The following is a 17,810-nucleotide window of genomic DNA, read 5'->3' as shown; positions in this document are numbered from 1 at the left end:
GCTCAAAAATGAAAGTTGCTCTCGTTACAGGTGCATCGAAGGGAATCGGCAAGGCTTGTGCCTTGCGTCTTGCCCGCGACGGCTACACGGTCGTGGTGAACTACTCCAGTTCCGACGAGGCCGCGCAGCAGACGCTCGACCAGATCAAGGCTGAGGGCGGTGACGGCATGATTTACAAGGCGAACGTGGCCGACCTCTCCCAGGTGAAGGTCATGGTCCGCGAGGTGTTCAAGGCCTATGGCCGCATCGACGTGCTCGTGAACAATGCGGGCATCGTGCGCGACGAGTACCTCCTGATGATGAACCCCGAAACGCTCGACAAGTGCTTCGACTTGAACGTGAAGGGCTACTTCTACTGCGCCCAGCAGGTCGCCGTCAAGATGTACAAGCAAAAGTCCGGCGTGATTATCAACATGAGTTCCGTATCCTCCAAGTTTGCGCTTGCCGGCCAGGCCGTCTATAGCGCCACGAAGGGAGCCGTGAACTCGCTCACCCAGACGCTCGCGAAGGAACTCGGCGGCTTTGGCATCCGCGTGAACGCCGTTGCTCCGGGCTTTATCGCGACCGAGATGATTGAGGCTATCCCCGAAGAGACCCGCAAGGGCTATGTGGAAAAGATTCCTCTCAAGCGCTTCGGTACCGCGGACGAGGTCGCGAACATCGTGTCTGCGCTCGCGTCTGACCAGTTCGCCTACGTGACGGGCCAGGTGTTCGTGCTCGATGGAGGCCTTTCGCTATGATGAACATTTTCGAAATCAGCGAAAAGATTGCACAGCGTCCGCCGTTCCAGATGATCGAAAAGGTCACGGAACTCGTGCCAAACGAATCCGCTACCGGCATCAAGAACGTGAGCGTGAACGAACCGTATTTCATGGGGCATTTCCCGGGCACCCCGATTATGCCGGGCGTCCTCATTTGCGAAGCCTGCGCACAGCTCTGCTCCCTCGTTATCGAGAAGCCCGCCGAGGATTTGGAAAAGAACCTCTACGTGCTTTTGAAGATTGACGGGTTCAAGTTCGTGAAGCCCGTGATTCCGGGCGACCAGCTCGAAATTACCGTGAACAAGACGAAGGGTGGTGGAGTCATCGTTGGCTTTGACTGTATCGTGAAGGTGAACGGCAACGTGCACGCGAAGGGTGCGCTGACGTTCACGAGCATTCCGAAAGAAAGCCTCGGAAAGTAATGAAAAAGAAGAATCCTTTGTTCGAACTTTTCATGAAGTTTGTCATGGTGGTCGTGATATACACCGTGCGCGTTTACCTGCTTGTGGCGTATCGCCCGAAAATCGAGTACGTGGGAGAGACGGTGAAGTCTCCGCGGCTCAAGACCCCTTCGGTTATTATTGCGAACCATACCAGCATGATTGACCCCCTCATGATGCTGGCCATCTTTTTCCACAAGAAGAGCATTGTTGTGGCGAAAGACCAGGTGGAAGATCCACATTTCAGCTGGGCTTTGACGCGCGTGAAGTGCGTGATTCCCTGCGACCGTTTTAACCTGGATACCGAATGGGCCTTGCTAGCGAAGCGTGAACTGGAAAAGGGGAACAACGTCATTATTTTCCCCGAAGGCAAGTGCCGCTATGATGGACTCTTGAATGAGTTCAAGACGGGGTTCGCTTTCCTTGCGCGTAGTACGGGCGCTCCCGTGCTTTCTGTGGGCCTTGAAGGCGTCTACAAGATTGGGCGCCGCACCCGTGTGGTCGTGGGTGAACCCGAGAAAATCGAGCGTGTGAAAGGCATCCCTTCTTCGAAGCATTTGGCTGAACGCAGCGAGTATTTCCGCCAGAAGGTCTGGACGCTCAAGCAGAAGGCTCTTGGTGTTGCAGAACCTCCGGTTTTGCCGGTGGCGGCGGAAACACCGTCCGAACAGATCCCCACCTTGGTGGCCATGCGCACTAAAGAGCAAAGCTCTAAGTGCTGTCCGCCCGGTCAGGCCGGGGATGACAATAGGGGGAATGCGTGAAGACGGGGTTGGTGTTAGAAGGAGGCTCCCGCCAGACGATGTTCAGCGCTGGAGTGCTGGATACGTGGTTCGACGAGGGTATTGATTTCAATTACGTGTCCGGTGTGTCGGCCGGGGCACACGCGGCGGTCAACTTCATTACGAAGCAGCAGGGGAGGCTAAAGTTTATCGTGCTCCCGACCCGCTTGCAAGAGGGCAAGAAGTGGGCAAGCAAGTTTATCGGAATCCAGAAGGAATTCCATGCGCTCAACTACCTCTCGGCTGACGGCAAGATGCCTCTCGATTTTGAGGCATACCGGAATTCCAAGACTGAATTTGAAATTGGTCTCACTTGCTGTGAAACCGGCCGCGCCGAATTCAAGTCCGAAAAGCATGACAAGAAGCGCCTGCTGGACCTGATTAGCGCGAGTTGCGCCCTCCCGATGATTTTCCCGATGGCCGAAATTGACGGCAAGCATTATGCCGATGGCTGCATTACGGTTCCCATCCCGTTTGAACGCGCTTTTGAAAAGGGCTGCGACAAGGTGGTGGCTGTTTCGACGCATTACCCGGGCGAGGACGTGACGGATTTCCGCAAGTACCGCGCCATCCTCAACCCGATGTACAAGCGCAAGTACCCCGAACTTTTCCGTGCACTGATGGTACGCCTCAAACGCTACGAGAAGATGTTCGTGCAGATGGAAAAGCTCGAGAAGGAGGGGAGGCTGTTCCTGGTCCGCCCCCTTATCGAGCTGTGCGACCAGTTCGATACCGACATGGACAAGATGAACGAGTCCTACGAGCATGGAATCGAGATGGCCAAGCGCCGCATGGACGACTTGAAGGCTTTTTTAGAAATCTAGCGGTTGACGCCCGTTTCGATATTTCTATATCTAGAGCAGGTCCCATAAAAGGAGTCTGCTATGAAAATTGCTCGAATCGCTATATCCTTGCTGGCCGTAAGCTTGCTTTTCGGCTGTGCCTCGAGTCCGAGAGCCTTGGCTTCCCATAAGGCCATTCCCGGTGGTGCATACACGGGAAAGGCCGATAACAACAGGCCTGAAAATCTCAAGTACCAGAAACTTCCGGACGATGTCGAATATGTCGTCGCTAGCGATTCGCTTGTCGTCGCCGTCCATGGCGATCTCAAGAAGGCTCTCGAATCCGACGAAGGTGTCGTGCTGGCAAAGTACCTGTTCCTGATGCCGGGATCCTGGGAAAGCATCAAGGACGACGAAGCGTTCAAGAGCAAGTTCAAGAGGCAGAAGGGAAAGTTCGAGGTCCAGGTGACCAAGAAAAAGAAATTCAAGTTCCACTATGCCATTCCCCAGAACGAGCAGTCTGCGGAGAAGGCGTGGAATGTCGTGAAGCAGAGAATTCTCAATTCCGAACAAACTCCGGAAACGCCGTCAGAAACGCCGAAAATCCGTTCTATCAGTACGGAGGAAATGGTGTACCTGTCGAAATTCTCGCCGTTCAAGATGGTGGAACCGCTGTTCGTCGTGAACGACCGCTACCTTTTGGGCTATAACAAAAAGGGAGAACTCGAACTGGTCGATGAACTCCCGTACTATATTCCGTTCTATGACGAGGCGATGGAAATTATTTCTCAAAAGAACAAGAAGAAATAATACCTTCGCCTAAGCCATTTCGATTTAATTTATTCTAGGTCAAACGATTTTCCGGAGAGCATCTTGCGGAGAGCCTTGGGCATGGGCTTTTCCGTTGTCAGCTTGTCCGTGTCGACATCCACTTCGTCGCCGCCGTTGATGTTGAATGCGAGCGTAGCTTCCTTGTCCTTGACATCGAGCGTGACGGTTGCTCCCATGACTATCGGAAGGTTGATGTCGCCGTGGCCTGCGGGGAATCCGGCCATGACGGGAATGTTGTATTTTTTCAGGCGCTCGATGAGCATAGCTTCGGGACTGTCGAAATCAAGGTCGGTTCCGCATTCCTCGAATTCGCCCAGGACGACGCCCTTGACATTTTCCATGACTCCGCGGAGCTCGAGCGAACTGAACATGCGGTCAAGATTGCGCATGGTTTCTTCCAGTTCTTCGAGGAACAGGATGATTCCGTCTTCGGAGTAGACGTCGACGGGGCTTCCTGCGAGAGGGACGAAAGTCGCCATGTTGCCGCCGACGAGGACGCCCTTCGCCTTACCATTGATGTTTAGCTTGTTGGCGGGGACCTTGTATTTGGGGACCTTGCCCAGGAGCAGGTCGCGCATGTAGATGCTGTTGTCGTCTTCGCCGCCGGTCTTGCCGATGAAGGAACTCATGGTGCCATGGATGCTCATGACGCCCGCCTTGGTTTCCATGGCGTGGAGCGTGGAAATGTCGCTAAAGCCGATGAGCCACTTGGGGTTGTCCCTGACGGTTTTCAGGTCGACGCGGTCGATGAGGTGGATGGCGCCGTAGCCGCCGCGGTTGGTGAGGATGGCCTTGATGCTTGTATCCTTGAGCGCGTCGATAAAGTCTTCGGCGCGTTCGTCGGCGTTCCCTGCGTACTTGCCTGCGTAGATGGCACCCACGTGCTTGCCGATGACGGGCTTGAATCCCCAGTCTTCCAGGACTTTCGCCGTGTTCTCGACGTTAGAATCGGGCGTGTGGTAGGAGGGGGAGAGCAGGGCTATCTTGTCGCCTTTCTTGAGGAAGGCGGGTGCTACGCATTCCTCGATCTGCGAAGGTTCGGGAATCGAAGCCTCGGACAACGAGTCGTTGGAACATGCGATAAGGGTCAGGCTGAAAAACGTTGCCACAACAGCCGAACTGCGAAAGAATTTAAAACCATTCATTATACACCTCTTTTGCGGTAAATAATAACAATAAAGTGAAATATTTCAAGGAAAGTGCGGATAGGGTGTGCGCAATATCAAAATTTGTATATTTCTCCTAAAGGAGCGAATATGGCAGAAAAGATGAATACAGTTGCGGCAATCTCGAAAAACTTCCATGCGGAACACCGCGGTAACTGCGCAATGTCGGTGGCCTACGGCTATGCGCGTGCGACAGGCAAGTCCGAAGCAGAAGCTGTTGAGGCGGCAGAGATGTTCCGTGCGTTCGGTGGCGGGAAGGCCCCGAACGGCGCCTGCGGGGCGCTCTATGCGGCAAAGATGATGCAGCCCGATCATGCGGATGCCATCGAGGATTTTTTCAAGCGAGGCGCCCAGGGTTTTACCAAGTGCGGTGAAATCCGCCCGAACAAGGTCATCCCATGCAACCGCTGCGTGGAGCTTGCGGGCGAGGCACTCGACTTTTTGAATGCGTAGCGCTTTCCCTGCTCCCTAAATTTTTTATCTTTGCGCATGCAAAGAGAGGTCTCTATGTCTGCAAATCCTATTATCGTGGTCGACTACAACGCCGGTAACTTGACATCCGTGATGAACGCGCTTGCACATATCGGTGCGGATGCGAAGTCGAGCCGCGATGCGGATGAAATCGCGAAGGCGACCCGCCTGATTTTTCCGGGTGTGGGTGCCGCCGCTTCTGCAATGGAAACGCTTACCCGCACGGGCATCGGAGACGCCATCAAGGCTGTTGTGAAGGCGGGAAATCCGGTTCTCGGCATCTGCATCGGCTGCCAGATTATCCTCGAAGAGAGCGAGGAAGACGGCGGCGTGAAGACTCTCGGCCTTATTCCCGGGCGTGCGGTGCGCTTCAAGGACGAACCTGGTCTCAAGATTCCGCACATGGGTTGGAATCAGGTGAACTTCACCCGCGAACACCCGATCATGAAGGGAATCCGCAGCGGCTCTGACTTCTATTACGTGCATTCCTACCATCCGGTGGTGCCTGCGGAATATGCGTTCGCCGAGACGACCTACGGCACGCAGACTTTCCAGGGGCTTATCGGCAAGGACAACCTGATTGCAAGCCAGTTCCACCAGGAAAAGAGCGGCGACGTGGGCCTTGCCATGCTGAAAAATTTCTGCGACTGGAACGTTTAGACGTCCATTGAAAGATTTTTTTACAATTCCGGGCTGTAGCCCGGTTTTTTCATGTTAAGGCTTTTTGAGGGGGTTCCCCTAATTTATCTGGTTTTCGCGCTTTTTGTATCATGGATTTTGTGTTTTTTATAAACAACTAAAAAAGTGCTTAAATCTTTGTAAAATCGTTAATTTTGTATCGTAGACTATTGACAAACGAATAAAAAAGAGCTATATTAATGCACGTATGAAACCGATAACCGAGTATCAGGATTACCGTCGTTACATGCAGGAATTCTATGAGGAGGAGAAAAGGAATTCCGCATTCACGTGGCGGGAATTCGCTCGGTTATCCGGTTTCGTATCGCCGACGTATCTGAAGCTTGTCTGCGAAGGCAAGACAAGGCTCAAGAACGATGGCGTGGATCGGACCGCCCGGGCCATGGGGCTGATCGGATACGAAGTAGATTACTTCCGTGCGATGGTTAGGTATGCGCATGCAAAGACGGACTACGACCGCAAAAAGGCGTACGACGAGATGCTGGGCATAGCAAAGGAGAACAAGGTGAAAGTAGTCGATGGCGACGCTTTCGCTTATTTTGAGTCATGGAAGAATCCCGTAGTCCGCGAATTGGCCCCGGTGATGCCGGGGGCGAAGCCCGGGGACATCGCGAAACGCTGCTGCCAGGAAATCTCGGCGGGTGAAGTTCGCGAGTCCCTGGACTTCATGACCAAGGTGAGCCTCCTGAAGAAGGACAGGAACGGCTGCTACACCCAGACAGACAAGGCGCTGAGGGGAGATTCCGAGGTCATGCCCGTGGCGATCCGTTCCATGCACCGCGATATGGCGAAATTCGCCGTGGCGGCCGTAGACGACTTTGCGATATCGGATCGCAATTTCCAGGGTGTTACCATGGGCGTCGATCGGGAAACTTACGAACAAATTATACGCGAGATGGATGCGTTTCGCCGCCGTATCGTGACGATAGCGAATTCCTCGAAAAACGTGAAGCAGGTTTATAGGCTAAATTTGCAACTGTTTCCCCTTTCTTGGCCCGTGCCGGAGGAAAACGATGCTTGAGCGTTTGAAGTGCCTGCCCGGCTTGCTGCTGCTTCTCCTTGTCGCATGCTCGACGCATGTCGCCGGAACTACGGATGAAAATAACGCTCTTGCGGAAAACGATTCTTCGTCCAGCGTGTCCTCTTCCTCCGGAACGTCGAGTTCGTCCGGTCCGGGAATGCCTGCTTCGAGTGGCTCGGAGGTACCGCCAGAGAACAGCATTATGGACTTGCCTTACTGGTTGCCGTATTGGGGCGATAGTGACGACAAGCGCCAGCTGGATGTGCAGATAGAAAGGGGCGAAGATGATAATATGAAAATCTCGTACAGGAGATTGTCGATGCTGGGAGCGCCGGATGCGGGACGCAGCGCTGAGTTCGGTGTGGCAATCCGTGTTGCCGGGGAAGGCCCGGATGTGTTCTCCGAGATGAAGACTTGGACCGGTGGCGCCTGCTATATGCTGACCTCCGATGCGCCGATTGTCCTGAAGATGGGCATGTCGCCCGTGAAAGAAAGAGAATTGGAGTATGACTTGCCGCAGGCGACCCTCATCAAGCCGGAGGATGTTGGCAATATGGTTCTCCGCTGCCTGAGCTGGACCGAATTCGAACAGCAGGGATTCGGACCTTCGATTACGATTGAAGAGGCGTTCTTCGATTACATGACGGAACTCAGGTTTGAGGTCCAGCTGGATAGTGGCGTCTACGAGGGCGCGTTCGAGATATATCAAATCCGTCCCGGTGGGTCAAACGTCAGTACGGATATTGACGGAGTGAATATATCGGTTGACGACGGAACTAGGGAAGTTCTCCGCCAATAAGTTCCATCTGCTTCTTGAAGATATCCTTGCAGGCGTTTTCGCCGAGGTCGAGGAGCGTGTTGAGCATGTTGCGGTCGAAACTTGCGTGTTCGCCCGTGCCCTGCACCTCGATGAAATTCTTTGCGTCCTGCATTACGACGTTCATGTCGACGTCGGCGGCGGAATCTTCTACGTAGCACAGGTCGCAGAGCGGCTTGCCCGAGACGACGCCCACGGAGATTGCTGTGATGCCGTGCTTCAGAATCTGCTGCGTGATGCCGAGGCGTTCCTTGATTTTCTTGAGGGCAATGGCAAGGGCCACGAAGCCGCCGATGATGCTCGCGGTACGCGTGCCACCGTCGGCTTCGATCACGTCGCAGTCGACCACGATGGCATTCTCGCCGAGTGCGGCCAGGTCGGCGGCACCCCGCAGCGAACGGCCCACCAGACGCTGGATTTCTTGCGTGCGGCCACTCGCGCCCTTGCGTTCGCGTTCTACGCGCTTGCCCGTGCTTTGCGGGAGCAGGCTGTATTCGGCGGTAATCCATCCGGTACCGCGACCGGCGAGCCAGTCGGGAACTTTCGGCAGGAGGGTCGCGTTGCAGATGACGCGGGTGCGTCCCATCTCGATGAGCACGGAACCGTCGGCGCTCGAAATGAAGCCGGTGGTCATCTTGAGGTTGCGGTATTCATTGAATTTGCGGTCAGTACGTTCGTAAGCCATAATTGCTCCAATTATCAATCATCCATCATCAATTATCAATTAATAACTCAGTTTCTCCGTCGTGCCTTCGCGAAAGCTCCCGAGACGGTATACGAAGTCGCAGTAGCTCTGCAGTTCCTCGAGCGCCTCGATGACGGCAGGGTCCTTCGGGCTTCCTTCGAAGGAGAGGTGGAATATGTATTCCCACGGGCGGTCGGGATGCGGGCGGCTCTCGATGCGGGTGAGGTTCAGGTCGCGCTTCGCGAAACACCCGAGTGCGGCATGCAATGCGCCGGACTTGCCGGAATCGCTCAGCATGAACAACAACGTTGTCTTTATCGTTCCTGTTTCCGGGAGCGGGTTTGCCGTCTTCTGGATGGCGTAAAACCGGGTGAAGTTCACCCCCGGCAAGTTCTCTATACCTTCGGCCAAGATATCCAGGCCGTAGAACTTGCCGGCGTAGGCGCTCGCAATGGCGCCTACGGTTTTATCGCCGCGCTTTGCGACCTCCTCGGCGCTGCCTGCGGTATCGTAGAACGCGGTGCTCTTGATTTTCGGGTTGCGTCCGAAAAAGCGGCTGCACTGCGCAAGGCCCTGCGGGTGGCTCAGCACCTCCTTCAGGTCGGCAAGCTTTGCCCCGGGGAGCGCGCACAGGCTATGCGAAATCTGGAGTTTGACTTCGCCCACGATAGGGTGGCGCCACTTGTATAGCAGGTCGTAGTTGTCGTAGATGGAACCCGCGGTGGAGTTCTCGATGGGGATTGCTCCGCCGTCCACGGCGCCGGTTTCGATGCCCTGGAAAATCTGCTCGAACGTGTCCATTGGGACAACTTCGATATCGTTTCCGAACAAGTGATATGCGGCGCTTTCGCTGTAGGCCCCGCGACGGCCCTGAAATGCGATTTTTTTCATAGTGCGAAAGATAGAAAGCTACTTGAACCTTCGTGCGCCTTGGTACTTGTTCTTGTAGTATTTCTCGTTCAGGTTCGAGATGATGACTCCGCGGCTGGAACTGGCGTGGATGAACCTGTCGCCGCCGAGGTAGATTCCCACGTGGCTGATTTTCCAGAAACTTCCGAAAAAGATGAGGTCGGCTTCGCGCAGGCTCCCTCGGCTGACGGATTTTCCGCGTTCGTCCTTGTACATCATGTGGGCGTTGTGGGGGAGGGCGATGTTGAAAAAGCCCTTATAGACTTGCATGACATAGCCGGAGCAGTCGGTCCCTTTGGTGGAATTTGCACCGTAGACATAGGGCGTGCCGAGCCACTTGCTGGCGTATTCTTCGAAGGTTGTTTTCGGGGCGGGCGGTTCCGGGATAGACTTCTTTGCGGCGGCCTGCTTGATGTCTCCTGCGGAAGTCTTGTGGTTGCCGGTTTGGGCGGGCGTTTTTTTTGAAGAGTTCTCCTGTTCTGCCGATGCTTGCGCAATGGGCTTGTAGTCGCCGATGTTCCTGTCGTAGCCCGTGCGCGTCGGGAAAGTGCAGCCAATCAGGCCCGCACATATCGGGACTAACGCCAAACTTGCGATTTTCGAAAGCGAAACCATCGCTACGAAATGTAATTAAAACGTGAACCTCGGGGAGCGGGTTCTTCACTATTTGATGAATCCGTGCGGGTTGAAGCCGAGCCCTTTCACGAGTTCGAAGTCTTTGCAGCTGTTGACGCCGGCGGTAGTGAGCATGTCGTCGGTGATGGCCGCGTTCGCGCCGCTCTTGAATGCGCGCTTGCCGTCATCGCCCAGTACGCCGCGCCCGCCCGCAAGCCGGATAAACGCCTTCGGGTTGATGAAGCGGTAGATTGCCACGATGCGGCAGAACTCGTCGTTCGTGAGTTTCGGGAGGTTCTCGTAGGGCGTGCCGGGGATGGCGTTCAGTACGTTTACCGGAGTGGACTTCACGCCGAGCCCGCGCAGGTCGAGGCACATGTCGATGCGGTCTTCCATCGTCTCGCCGAGCCCCATGATGCCGCCGCTGCAGATTTCAAGACCTGCGGCAAGGGCGTTCTGGAGTGCGCCAATCTTGTCGTCGTAGGTGTGCGTGGTGCACACGTCGGGGAAGTGCCTGCGGTAAGTTTCCAGGTTGTTGTGGAATCGGGTAAGGCCGGCCTCTTTCAGCTTGTCGAACTGTTCCCTGTTCAAGAGCCCTGCCGAAAGGCAGACGGAAAGTTTCGTCTCCTTTTTGAGCCTGCGGATGGCTTCGGAAATCTGCTCCACGTCCCGATTCGAAAGGGTTCTGCCCGAGGTGACGATGGAATAGCGGGGGATGCCGGCGGCCTCTTTCTTCTTGGCGTCTTCCACTATTTCGTCGGCGCTGAGCAGTTTGTATTCAGGGGCGCCCGTGTGGTAGTAACTACTTTGTGCGCAATACTTGCAGTTTTCGGAGCAGCGTCCGCTACGGGCGTTCACGATGGAGCAGAAGTCGAAATCGTTTCCGTGGAATTTCTCGCGAATTTCGTTTGCGGCCTGCGTGAGTTCGCCGAGGTCGGCGTCGAGCAGTTTAATGGCTTCCTCGCGGTTGATTTCGTAACCGCCTAAAACTTTTTCCTTAAGATCTTGAATGAAGGACATTTTTCGATTCCTTAAAAAAGGAGATGCCCGCACAAGGCGGGCATGACAATTTTAACTTTTTCCCGCTATTAAGCGTTAAACGGTTGCATCACTTGCCACAATACGGCTTTATGTGCATGGAGGCGATTCTCAGCCTCTTCGAAGCTCATGTTCACGTCGAGGTTGTCCATCACGGAGTCCGTGATTTCTTCGCCGCGGTGTGCAGGCAGGCAGTGGCTCACCTTGCAGTGTGCCGGAGCGAGCTTCAAGAGTTCGTCGTTGATCTGGAACGGGAGGAAGTGGCTCTGCTTTTCGGCCTTTTCGCCTTCCTGGCCCATGCTCACCCAGACGTCGCTATAGAGGATGTCGGCATCCTTGACGGCTTCCTTCGGGTCGTTGAACACGCGGTACTGGCAGCCGTGCTTCTTGAGGCCGGCGGCGGCTTCTTCCACCACGTCCTTCGGCTGCTCGAAACCCTTGGGGCAGGCGAGCGTGAAGTTCATGCCCACCTTGGAGGCGAGCGCGAGGAAGGAGTTTGCCACGTTGTTGCCGTCACCGATGAAGGCGACAGTCTTCGGCTTGCCGTCGGCGTTCTTGAAACCGCCGAGGTTCTCGCAAATCATCTGCGCAAACGCGATTGCCTGGCAGGGGTGGCAGTCGTCGGTCAAAGCGTTCACCACAGGGACGCTACCGAATTCGGCGAGTTCTTCCACGAGCTGCTGCTTGAAGCAACGGACTACGATGGCATTCACCCAGCGGCTGAGGCAGCGGGCGACGTCCTTCACGCTTTCGCGCTTGCCGAGCCCGATTGAATCCGGGGCGAGGAGCACGGCGTGGCCGCCGAGCTGGTTCATGCCCACCTGGAACGTGGTGATGGTGCGCAGCGAGGGTTTCTCGAAGAACATGGCGATGTTCTGGCCGTGCAGACGGTCGGACACCTTGCCGGCGTGAACTTCGGCCTTCAGGCGGGAGGCGATTTCGACGGTTTCGAGGATTTTTTCTTCACTCCAGTCCATCAGGCGAAGGAAGTGCTTGTTGCGATCAATCATTTTGATTCCTTTGGGCAAGCCCTAAAAACAAAAAAACTAAAAAAACGGAGTTTTTCACTCCGTCTTTTGGAAATCACAAGAAGATGCTAACGGATATTAGCGAAGTTTCTTTTTGTGACGGTCACGACGACGGCGCTTTTTACGCTTGTGGGTCGCAATCTTCCTGCGCTTTCTTTTCTTTCCGCAAGGCATGGTTGTATCTCCGTTAAAGGTTAAACTTAAAAATGTGCCCCCAAATAGAGAAAATTTTTGGCCTCTTGTCAAGGGGAAAGAGGGATTTTAGGGCAGACTAGGGGGTGCGGACGGGGCTGTTTTTTACCGAAAAACGCAAATTACTCGGTTACCTGGTCCATCGCCTGGCGGATAAGTGCCGCGGCCCCGCCGAACTGTGCGGCGCGCGGGGCGTTGTTGCTCAGCATCTGGCGGAACTTGCGGGCGCCGGGGAGTCCGGTGAATAGCCCGTACAGGTGGCGCACGAGGATGGTCGCGGGGCAGCCTTCGGCGGTCTGCTTCTCCACGTAGGGGAGGTAGGCCTCGAGCAGCGCCTTGCGGGTGGCGGGGCGTGCCTTGCCGGCGATAATGTCTGCGGGGTTGTCGCTCGCCGGTCGCAGGTCGTTAAAAATCCGTTCGTCGGCGTCGTGCAGGAACCACGGGTTCTCGTACGCTTCGCGTCCGACCATCACTCCGTCCAGGTCCTGCAGTTGCTCTTCCACCTGGTCGAGCGTCTTGATGCCGCCGTTGATGCTGATGTTCAGGCCTGGCATCTCGGCCTTGAGGCGGTGCACGAAGTCGTAGTGCAGCGGCGGGACCTCGCGGTTCTCCTTGGGGCTGAGTCCCTGGAGCCAGGCCTTGCGCGCATGTACGATGAAAACCCTGCAACCTGCATTGCTGATAGTTTGTACAAAATCAGTGAAGAATTCCCAGCTGTCGAACTCGTCGACCCCGATGCGGCACTTGATGGAGACGGGAATGGAAACTGCGTCCCGCATGGCCTTGAAGCAGTCGGCCACGAGGTTCTTATCCTTCATGAGGCAAGCCCCGAAGTTCCCGTTCTGCACGCGGTCGGAAGGGCATCCGCAGTTCAGGTTCACTTCCTGGAAACCCGCGGTTTCCACGAGCTTGCTTGCCTGCGCGAGGTCGGCCGGGTTGCTGCCCCCGAGCTGCAGAACTGCGGGGTGCTCGAAGGCTTCGTGCCCGAGGAACTGTTCCGGCTTTGCGTGGAGCACCGCGTTTGCGACAACCATCTCGCTGTAGAGCAAGATATGCTTTGAAATCAGGCGCAGAAAGTAGCGCTCGTGACGGTCGGTGCAGTCGAGCATCGGCGCGATGGAAAGCTTGCGGTTGAAGTCCAGGTCCATGCGCGCAAATGTAGAAATTACTATAATATATTACATGAGCTTAATTCGCAAAATTGTCGTTGCTGGCGGGACGCACGGAAACGAGCGGACGGGTGTTCGCTTGGTCGAGAAGTGGATGGCGTGCCCCGAATGCTACGGCGCGTGCTGCCCCAGCGCAGATGTTTCGCTGGTACTTGCGAACCCGGAGGCCATGCGGCTTAACCGGCGTTATCGCGATTTTGATTTGAACCGTTCCTTTTCGCAGGTCTGTCTCGACGCTTCTCTTGAACCGCAACAGTACGAGTTTAGGCGTGCGCGCGAACTGAACCGCATTTACGGTCCGAAGGGCGCAAACACGAAGACCGACCTGTTGCTCGACGTGCACAACACGGGCTCGAACATGGGGCTGTGCCTGATTCTTTCGGCGCGTGACCCGTTCACGATGAAGGCCTCCGCCGTCTTGACGCAGGAATTCGATGACGCCTGGATTTACTACCAGCCGGAGGAGCGCAGTGCGTCGCCCTACTTTGGCACGGTCGCGAAGGCGGACGTGTGCATTGAAATTGGCCCGCAGCAGCACGGCACGCTGGATGCCCGCCTCTTTGAACAGGCGGAAAAACTGGTGAAGCGTTACCTAGAACTTGCGGACGAATGGAACCGCGGGGAACTGCAGAAGCGCTCCCCTATCCAGGTGGAAGTCTACACGCAGTTGCGCGACCTCGGTTACCCGAAGGCATGGGCGGGCGCCCCCATCGAGGCGATGATCCACCCCGATTTGCTTGGGGCGGATTATCGCGAACTTAAGAAGGGCGACAAACTGTTCCGCACCTTCGACGGGAAGGACATTTTGTACGAAGGCGAGGCCGACGGGCGCGAGAGCGTGTGGCCCATCTTCATCAATGAACCCGCTTACTACGAGAAGGACATTGCGATGAGCCTGACCGTAAAGAGCGTGGAGGAATGGTAATATGGCTGAATTTGACATGAGTGGCGTGCCGGGAGAGGAACTCACTTCCATCCCGGGCGAAGAGCGCCTGGGTAACCTGATGCAGTTGATTGAAGCCCAGAGGGGCGAGGGTTGGGAATCCCGCCTTCACGACATTCTCGATTCTTTCGAGGACTTCTTGACGTTGCGCCCCGAACCGCCGCAGGCCTGGCTCGACAACTATGCGGCGAGCGGCAAGCAGTTCGACTACTACCAGATTGTGCTCCCGAAGGATTTCGAGGACCCCTACGAGGATGACCTCGGAAACATCCGCCGCTTGCGTGGCGAGTTTGAACGCGAGCCCTCCACGATGGCGCTCGAACACGAACTCATCAGCCGCAATTACTTTGTCTACGAGAACGGCCATGCGGAGGCTATCCCGGCTCCGCGCCCGATGCTCATGCTCGAAAGCCAGGACCGAGACGACGACCAGGAAGAACTGGAAGGCGACATCACCTGGGACTGCTGTATTTCCATTTTTGCGGACGGAAGTTACGTCGCCTACAACCTCGATAACGACGACGAGGAGGTGCTGGGCGAGGATTTCAAGGCCGTTTTCCAGAAATACATCAAAACTTTGGCCAAGATGCAGCTGGTGATTCCCGTTGAAGGCCGAGATTATGGTATATTAAGGAGTGATGCGTAAGGTTCTGGAAATATGTCTTGCGGTTGCCCTGCTGTGCAGTGGGGCGTTTGCGGCGTTTATCCAGAATCCGATTCCGCCGAGCTCCAAGCAGAACTTTTTCCGCGATACCGACGGTGACGGTCGCATGGACCGGATTGTCGTAAGGTTCCTGGGGGCAATAAGCCAGGACTATATTGACGAAAAAATCGACAGCCTCACTTATACCTGGGTTGACACGACGGGCTTGATTTCCCACTTTGTTGCGTTCCCTGCGGATATGCGGCTTGATACGACGAACGTACGGCAGATGTTGGTCGGCGTGAATCAGAAAAATTTTGAGCGCATTACGACAATCTCTTCGGCGTTTATGTCGGTGAGGCCATATGGCAGGGTTGATCTGTATCTTGCGGACAGTTCGGTATTTCATGTGGTAATGCGGGATGGTATGTCGCCTGCGATTCGGGAGGCGCATTTGAAGAGCTACCGTGGAAACAGGGCTGATACGCTTCAGGTGAATTTTACCGAGTGGGCCGAGGCTGTCGACGGTTGCGACGCAATGCTGGAATTCAAGAAGACTGGCGATTCGACGGTGCGCTACCTGCCTGCATCTTCGGTAGAGTGGAGCCAGCTGGCCACTAAGGCGCTGTTCATATTTGACAAGGACCTTTCGCTCAATGTGAGGCTTTCTCCCGGAGACTCCCTTCGCCTAACCAGCGGTTGCATCAAGGATACCTCGTCGAATACCGTGTTGAAGAATGGCAGGTTCGTGGAGGTGGATGGTTTCTATCCGTTCCTGCTGAATGTGACGGAACTTGTCGAGGACGAGGAAACCTCGGTTGCAGATGACCAGCCGATTTTCGAACTGGACTTCTTGTCGGAAGAGGAAGAGCAGAATGATGGCTACCACAGGTGGCGGATGACAATGGAAGTTCTCGGGCAGAGTTTTGAAGATGCCATCCGTAATGCAGAAAAGATGGAGACAAATGCCCCCCTTGATCTTTCGAAACTGAAGATTACCTACAGTGTCCGGATCTATACGAATCTCGGAGCGTATGTTGTGGGGACATCCTACGAAATAAAGGGGAGCGACTCGAGGTTCGAACACAAGCCTACGTTCCTCTCGCTGCGGTGGAACCTGATGGACATGCACCATCGCCGCGTATCGACGGGCGCATATATCGCGAATATTTTTGCTGCCGTTGAATACGGGGGCAAGGTGATTTACCGAAGCGACCTGCAACCGGAAAACCTCTCGCGGGTGTTCGGCGTCAAGCGCCGTTAGTTTGCATGGAAGCACTCGAACTCGAAATATACGGGCGGTACCGCGCGCTTGTTGAAAAGTCGGGCGCGTTTGCCGGTAGCACTCGTCCTGCGGGGGAACCTGTTCACGTGCGCCTCTCCGACATTATCGATAAGTACGATGCCTTCTGCTTTGACGGTTACGGCACGCTGTACAACCGTGGCGACTTCGTGTACCCGGGCGCGAAGGAGTGGTTTGGCGCGCTGAGGCGTGCAGGAAAGCAAATCCGACTGGTCACGAATGCGGCGTCGAACCTGGACCAGGCCCTCGCCGAAGAGGCGGATGCCCGCGGGTTCGATTTCACTGTCGCAGAAACGATTTCTTCCGGTAGCCTGCTGAAGGGTTGGCTGTCGGGCCTGCCTGCGGGTGGCTCGCCTTTTGGTGCCGGTCGCGAGGTCTATTACATCGGGCGTGCGACGGGCGTGAACGTGCTCGCCGAATGCGGGATTGCTGCCGTGGAGAATCCGGTTTCGCCCGTGGTGGCGATTTCTTCTTCGACGGCGACGGATGAGATGTACGCGCAGGCGGTAGCTATCTTGCGCCGGCCCGGAGCGCTGTTGCTGGTCTTGAACCCGGATGCGTGGGCCCCGCGGATTGACGGGACTCGCGCGCCTGTCTCGGGCGAACTTTGCGAACGCCTGCGCCGGGAAACGGGCTGCGCTGCGGAATATTTCGGCAAGCCATTCCCCGGAATATGGCAGAAGGTCCGCGCGACTTTGCCCGCGGGCGCGAAGGCGGTTATGATTGGCGATACGCTCGGGACGGATGTGTACGGCGCGTATGTCGCTGGTTTCGATAGCGCGCTTGTTGTCGGGCGCAATGAGCCGGCGGCAGAGCTTGCTGCCGACGAGAAACTGCTGGGCGTGAGGCCTACTTATTACCTGGAACCGTAGCGGAATCCGCGGGTGCCTGCTGCTCGCCGGGCTTACCTGAAACGATTACGTACAACGTATCGTGAACGATGACCGTGTCGCGCACGAAGACGGTGTCGTGTGCGCAGACCGCCTGTGATAAGGACGCTGAGCTTGCCGAAGCACCTGTCGAAGCGCCTGTCAAAGGGGTGCTGTTTGTCGGCGCGTTGCTTGCGGAACTTGCCGGAGTGGCTGCATTGTTTGCCGTGGTGCCCTGCGCGTTCTTCTTGGACTTTTCCTCTTCGCGGATCCTGTCGATAAGCTTTTCGCGCTTGGTTTTCAGGTCTTCCATTTCCTTTTTCAGGCGGGTCTTGTTGCCGGGCCTGCGTTCGCGCGAGTAGCGTCCTTCGATGCGGTCAATCTGGGTTTCCAGTTCGCGCAGCTCGTCGTAAAGCGGGCCTTCGCCTTCGAGCGAGGGTGCGGGCTTGAACCAGTCGACGAAACGCTGCCACAGGGATTTTTCCTCTTCGGCATGCAAGGCGGTTGTCGCACAGAGCGTCAGCGCGATGAACAGGGTCCCGGGAATGAATTTGCGGAAATGCATGCGACAATGATAGAAAAAAAAGTGGACTCTTTTCTAGCGGAGAAAGGGTTTGTTGACAATCAGACTCCGCTGCGCGGCTGA

The 17,810-nt window shown here is 55.8% G+C and carries 21 protein-coding genes; 13 read left to right on the top strand and 8 right to left on the bottom strand.

Features of this window, described 5'->3' with window-relative positions; all coding sequences use genetic code 11:
* Positions 1–8 precede the first annotated feature (8 nt).
* From B2310_RS09945 to B2310_RS09925, 5 genes are read left to right on the top strand one after another with little or no spacing between them, the layout of a single operon-like run.
* Positions 9–740, top strand: coding sequence for an SDR family NAD(P)-dependent oxidoreductase (locus B2310_RS09945; RefSeq protein WP_173365778.1), 732 nt, complete (start codon positions 9–11; stop codon positions 738–740).
* Positions 737–1,183, top strand: a complete 447-nt coding sequence (gene fabZ, locus B2310_RS09940; RefSeq protein ID WP_173365777.1) for a 3-hydroxyacyl-ACP dehydratase FabZ — start codon at positions 737–739, stop codon at positions 1,181–1,183. The genes B2310_RS09945 and fabZ overlap by 4 nt, the downstream gene beginning before the upstream one ends.
* Entirely contained in the window at positions 1,183–1,965 is a 783-nt protein-coding gene (locus tag B2310_RS09935) for a lysophospholipid acyltransferase family protein (protein WP_173380833.1), read from the top strand. The genes fabZ and B2310_RS09935 overlap by 1 nt, the downstream gene beginning before the upstream one ends.
* A complete protein-coding gene (locus B2310_RS09930; protein ID WP_173380834.1) occupies positions 1,962–2,807 on the top strand; it encodes a patatin-like phospholipase family protein in 846 nt (281 codons plus the stop codon). Before B2310_RS09935 ends, B2310_RS09930 begins: the two co-directional genes overlap by 4 nt.
* A 60-nt stretch (positions 2,808–2,867) precedes the next feature.
* Entirely contained in the window at positions 2,868–3,575 is a 708-nt protein-coding gene (locus B2310_RS09925) for a hypothetical protein (RefSeq protein WP_173380835.1), read from the top strand.
* A 29-nt stretch (positions 3,576–3,604) separates the two neighbouring features.
* On the opposite strand, the gene B2310_RS09920 is transcribed toward B2310_RS09925, so the two are convergent.
* Positions 3,605–4,741: an LD-carboxypeptidase gene (locus tag B2310_RS09920; RefSeq protein ID WP_290731050.1), complete on the bottom strand. Its 1,137-nt coding sequence runs from the start codon at positions 4,739–4,741 to the stop codon at positions 3,605–3,607.
* A gap of 111 nt (positions 4,742–4,852) precedes the next feature.
* Between B2310_RS09920 and B2310_RS09915 the strand changes: the two genes are divergently transcribed.
* The 4 genes from B2310_RS09915 (at position 4,853) to B2310_RS09900 (ending at position 7,752) form a co-directional block, all read left to right on the top strand.
* Positions 4,853–5,215, top strand: coding sequence for a hypothetical protein (locus B2310_RS09915; protein ID WP_290722566.1), 363 nt, complete (start codon positions 4,853–4,855; stop codon positions 5,213–5,215).
* 54 nt (positions 5,216–5,269) lie between these two features.
* Positions 5,270–5,893, top strand: a complete 624-nt coding sequence (gene hisH / locus B2310_RS09910) for an imidazole glycerol phosphate synthase subunit HisH (RefSeq protein ID WP_290722567.1) — start codon at positions 5,270–5,272, stop codon at positions 5,891–5,893.
* A gap of 226 nt (positions 5,894–6,119) precedes the next feature.
* Positions 6,120–6,953, top strand: a complete 834-nt coding sequence (locus B2310_RS09905) for a TIGR02147 family protein (RefSeq protein ID WP_290722568.1) — start codon at positions 6,120–6,122, stop codon at positions 6,951–6,953.
* Positions 6,946–7,752, top strand: a complete 807-nt coding sequence (locus B2310_RS09900) for a hypothetical protein (RefSeq protein ID WP_290731047.1) — start codon at positions 6,946–6,948, stop codon at positions 7,750–7,752. Before B2310_RS09905 ends, B2310_RS09900 begins: the two co-directional genes overlap by 8 nt.
* Here B2310_RS09900 and rph read toward each other — a convergent pair.
* The 6 genes from rph to dusA form a co-directional block, all read right to left on the bottom strand.
* Positions 7,730–8,455 (bottom strand): ribonuclease PH, encoded by a 726-nt coding sequence (gene rph, locus B2310_RS09895; RefSeq protein WP_097036700.1) that lies wholly within the window; start codon positions 8,453–8,455, stop codon positions 7,730–7,732. The two genes, B2310_RS09900 and rph, sit on opposite strands and share 23 nt — an antisense overlap.
* A 39-nt stretch (positions 8,456–8,494) precedes the next feature.
* Positions 8,495–9,346, bottom strand: coding sequence for a prephenate dehydratase (locus B2310_RS09890; protein WP_290731040.1), 852 nt, complete (start codon positions 9,344–9,346; stop codon positions 8,495–8,497).
* A gap of 18 nt (positions 9,347–9,364) precedes the next feature.
* Positions 9,365–9,979: a C40 family peptidase gene (locus B2310_RS09885; protein WP_290731037.1), complete on the bottom strand. Its 615-nt coding sequence runs from the start codon at positions 9,977–9,979 to the stop codon at positions 9,365–9,367.
* Positions 9,980–10,027: 48 nt separating this feature from the next.
* Positions 10,028–10,999, bottom strand: coding sequence for a biotin synthase BioB (bioB, locus tag B2310_RS09880; RefSeq protein WP_290731034.1), 972 nt, complete (start codon positions 10,997–10,999; stop codon positions 10,028–10,030).
* A gap of 68 nt (positions 11,000–11,067) precedes the next feature.
* The gene (argF, locus tag B2310_RS09875; RefSeq protein ID WP_173380843.1) at positions 11,068–12,027 is read right to left on the bottom strand and encodes an ornithine carbamoyltransferase; all 960 of its coding nucleotides are present in this window, start codon (positions 12,025–12,027) and stop codon (positions 11,068–11,070) included.
* 332 nt (positions 12,028–12,359) lie between these two features.
* Positions 12,360–13,385, bottom strand: a complete 1,026-nt coding sequence (dusA, locus tag B2310_RS09870) for a tRNA dihydrouridine(20/20a) synthase DusA (RefSeq protein WP_290731031.1) — start codon at positions 13,383–13,385, stop codon at positions 12,360–12,362.
* A 34-nt stretch (positions 13,386–13,419) separates the two neighbouring features.
* Between dusA and B2310_RS09865 the strand changes: the two genes are divergently transcribed.
* Genes B2310_RS09865 through B2310_RS09850 form a run of 4 tightly spaced genes read left to right on the top strand, consistent with a single transcriptional unit; the run spans position 13,420 to position 17,167 of the window.
* Positions 13,420–14,331, top strand: a complete 912-nt coding sequence (locus B2310_RS09865) for an aspartoacylase (protein ID WP_290722574.1) — start codon at positions 13,420–13,422, stop codon at positions 14,329–14,331.
* Position 14,332: 1 nt separating this feature from the next.
* Positions 14,333–14,995 carry a hypothetical protein gene (locus B2310_RS09860; RefSeq protein WP_290722575.1) on the top strand — a complete coding sequence of 221 codons (663 nt, stop codon included), beginning with the start codon at positions 14,333–14,335 and terminating at the stop codon, positions 14,993–14,995.
* Positions 14,988–16,256 carry a hypothetical protein gene (locus tag B2310_RS09855; RefSeq protein WP_290731028.1) on the top strand — a complete coding sequence of 423 codons (1,269 nt, stop codon included), beginning with the start codon at positions 14,988–14,990 and terminating at the stop codon, positions 16,254–16,256. Before B2310_RS09860 ends, B2310_RS09855 begins: the two co-directional genes overlap by 8 nt.
* A gap of 5 nt (positions 16,257–16,261) precedes the next feature.
* Positions 16,262–17,167 carry an HAD-IIA family hydrolase gene (locus B2310_RS09850; protein WP_290731025.1) on the top strand — a complete coding sequence of 302 codons (906 nt, stop codon included), beginning with the start codon at positions 16,262–16,264 and terminating at the stop codon, positions 17,165–17,167.
* Here the strand turns inward: B2310_RS09850 and B2310_RS09845 are convergent.
* The gene (locus B2310_RS09845; protein WP_290731022.1) at positions 17,145–17,729 is read right to left on the bottom strand and encodes a hypothetical protein; all 585 of its coding nucleotides are present in this window, start codon (positions 17,727–17,729) and stop codon (positions 17,145–17,147) included. The two genes, B2310_RS09850 and B2310_RS09845, sit on opposite strands and share 23 nt — an antisense overlap.
* Positions 17,730–17,810 lie beyond the last annotated feature (81 nt).

Source organism: Fibrobacter sp. UBA3629 (assembly GCF_002374005.1).
GTDB lineage: Bacteria > Fibrobacterota > Fibrobacteria > Fibrobacterales > Fibrobacteraceae > Fibrobacter.
This window is presented reverse-complemented; position numbering and strand designations above follow the sequence as displayed.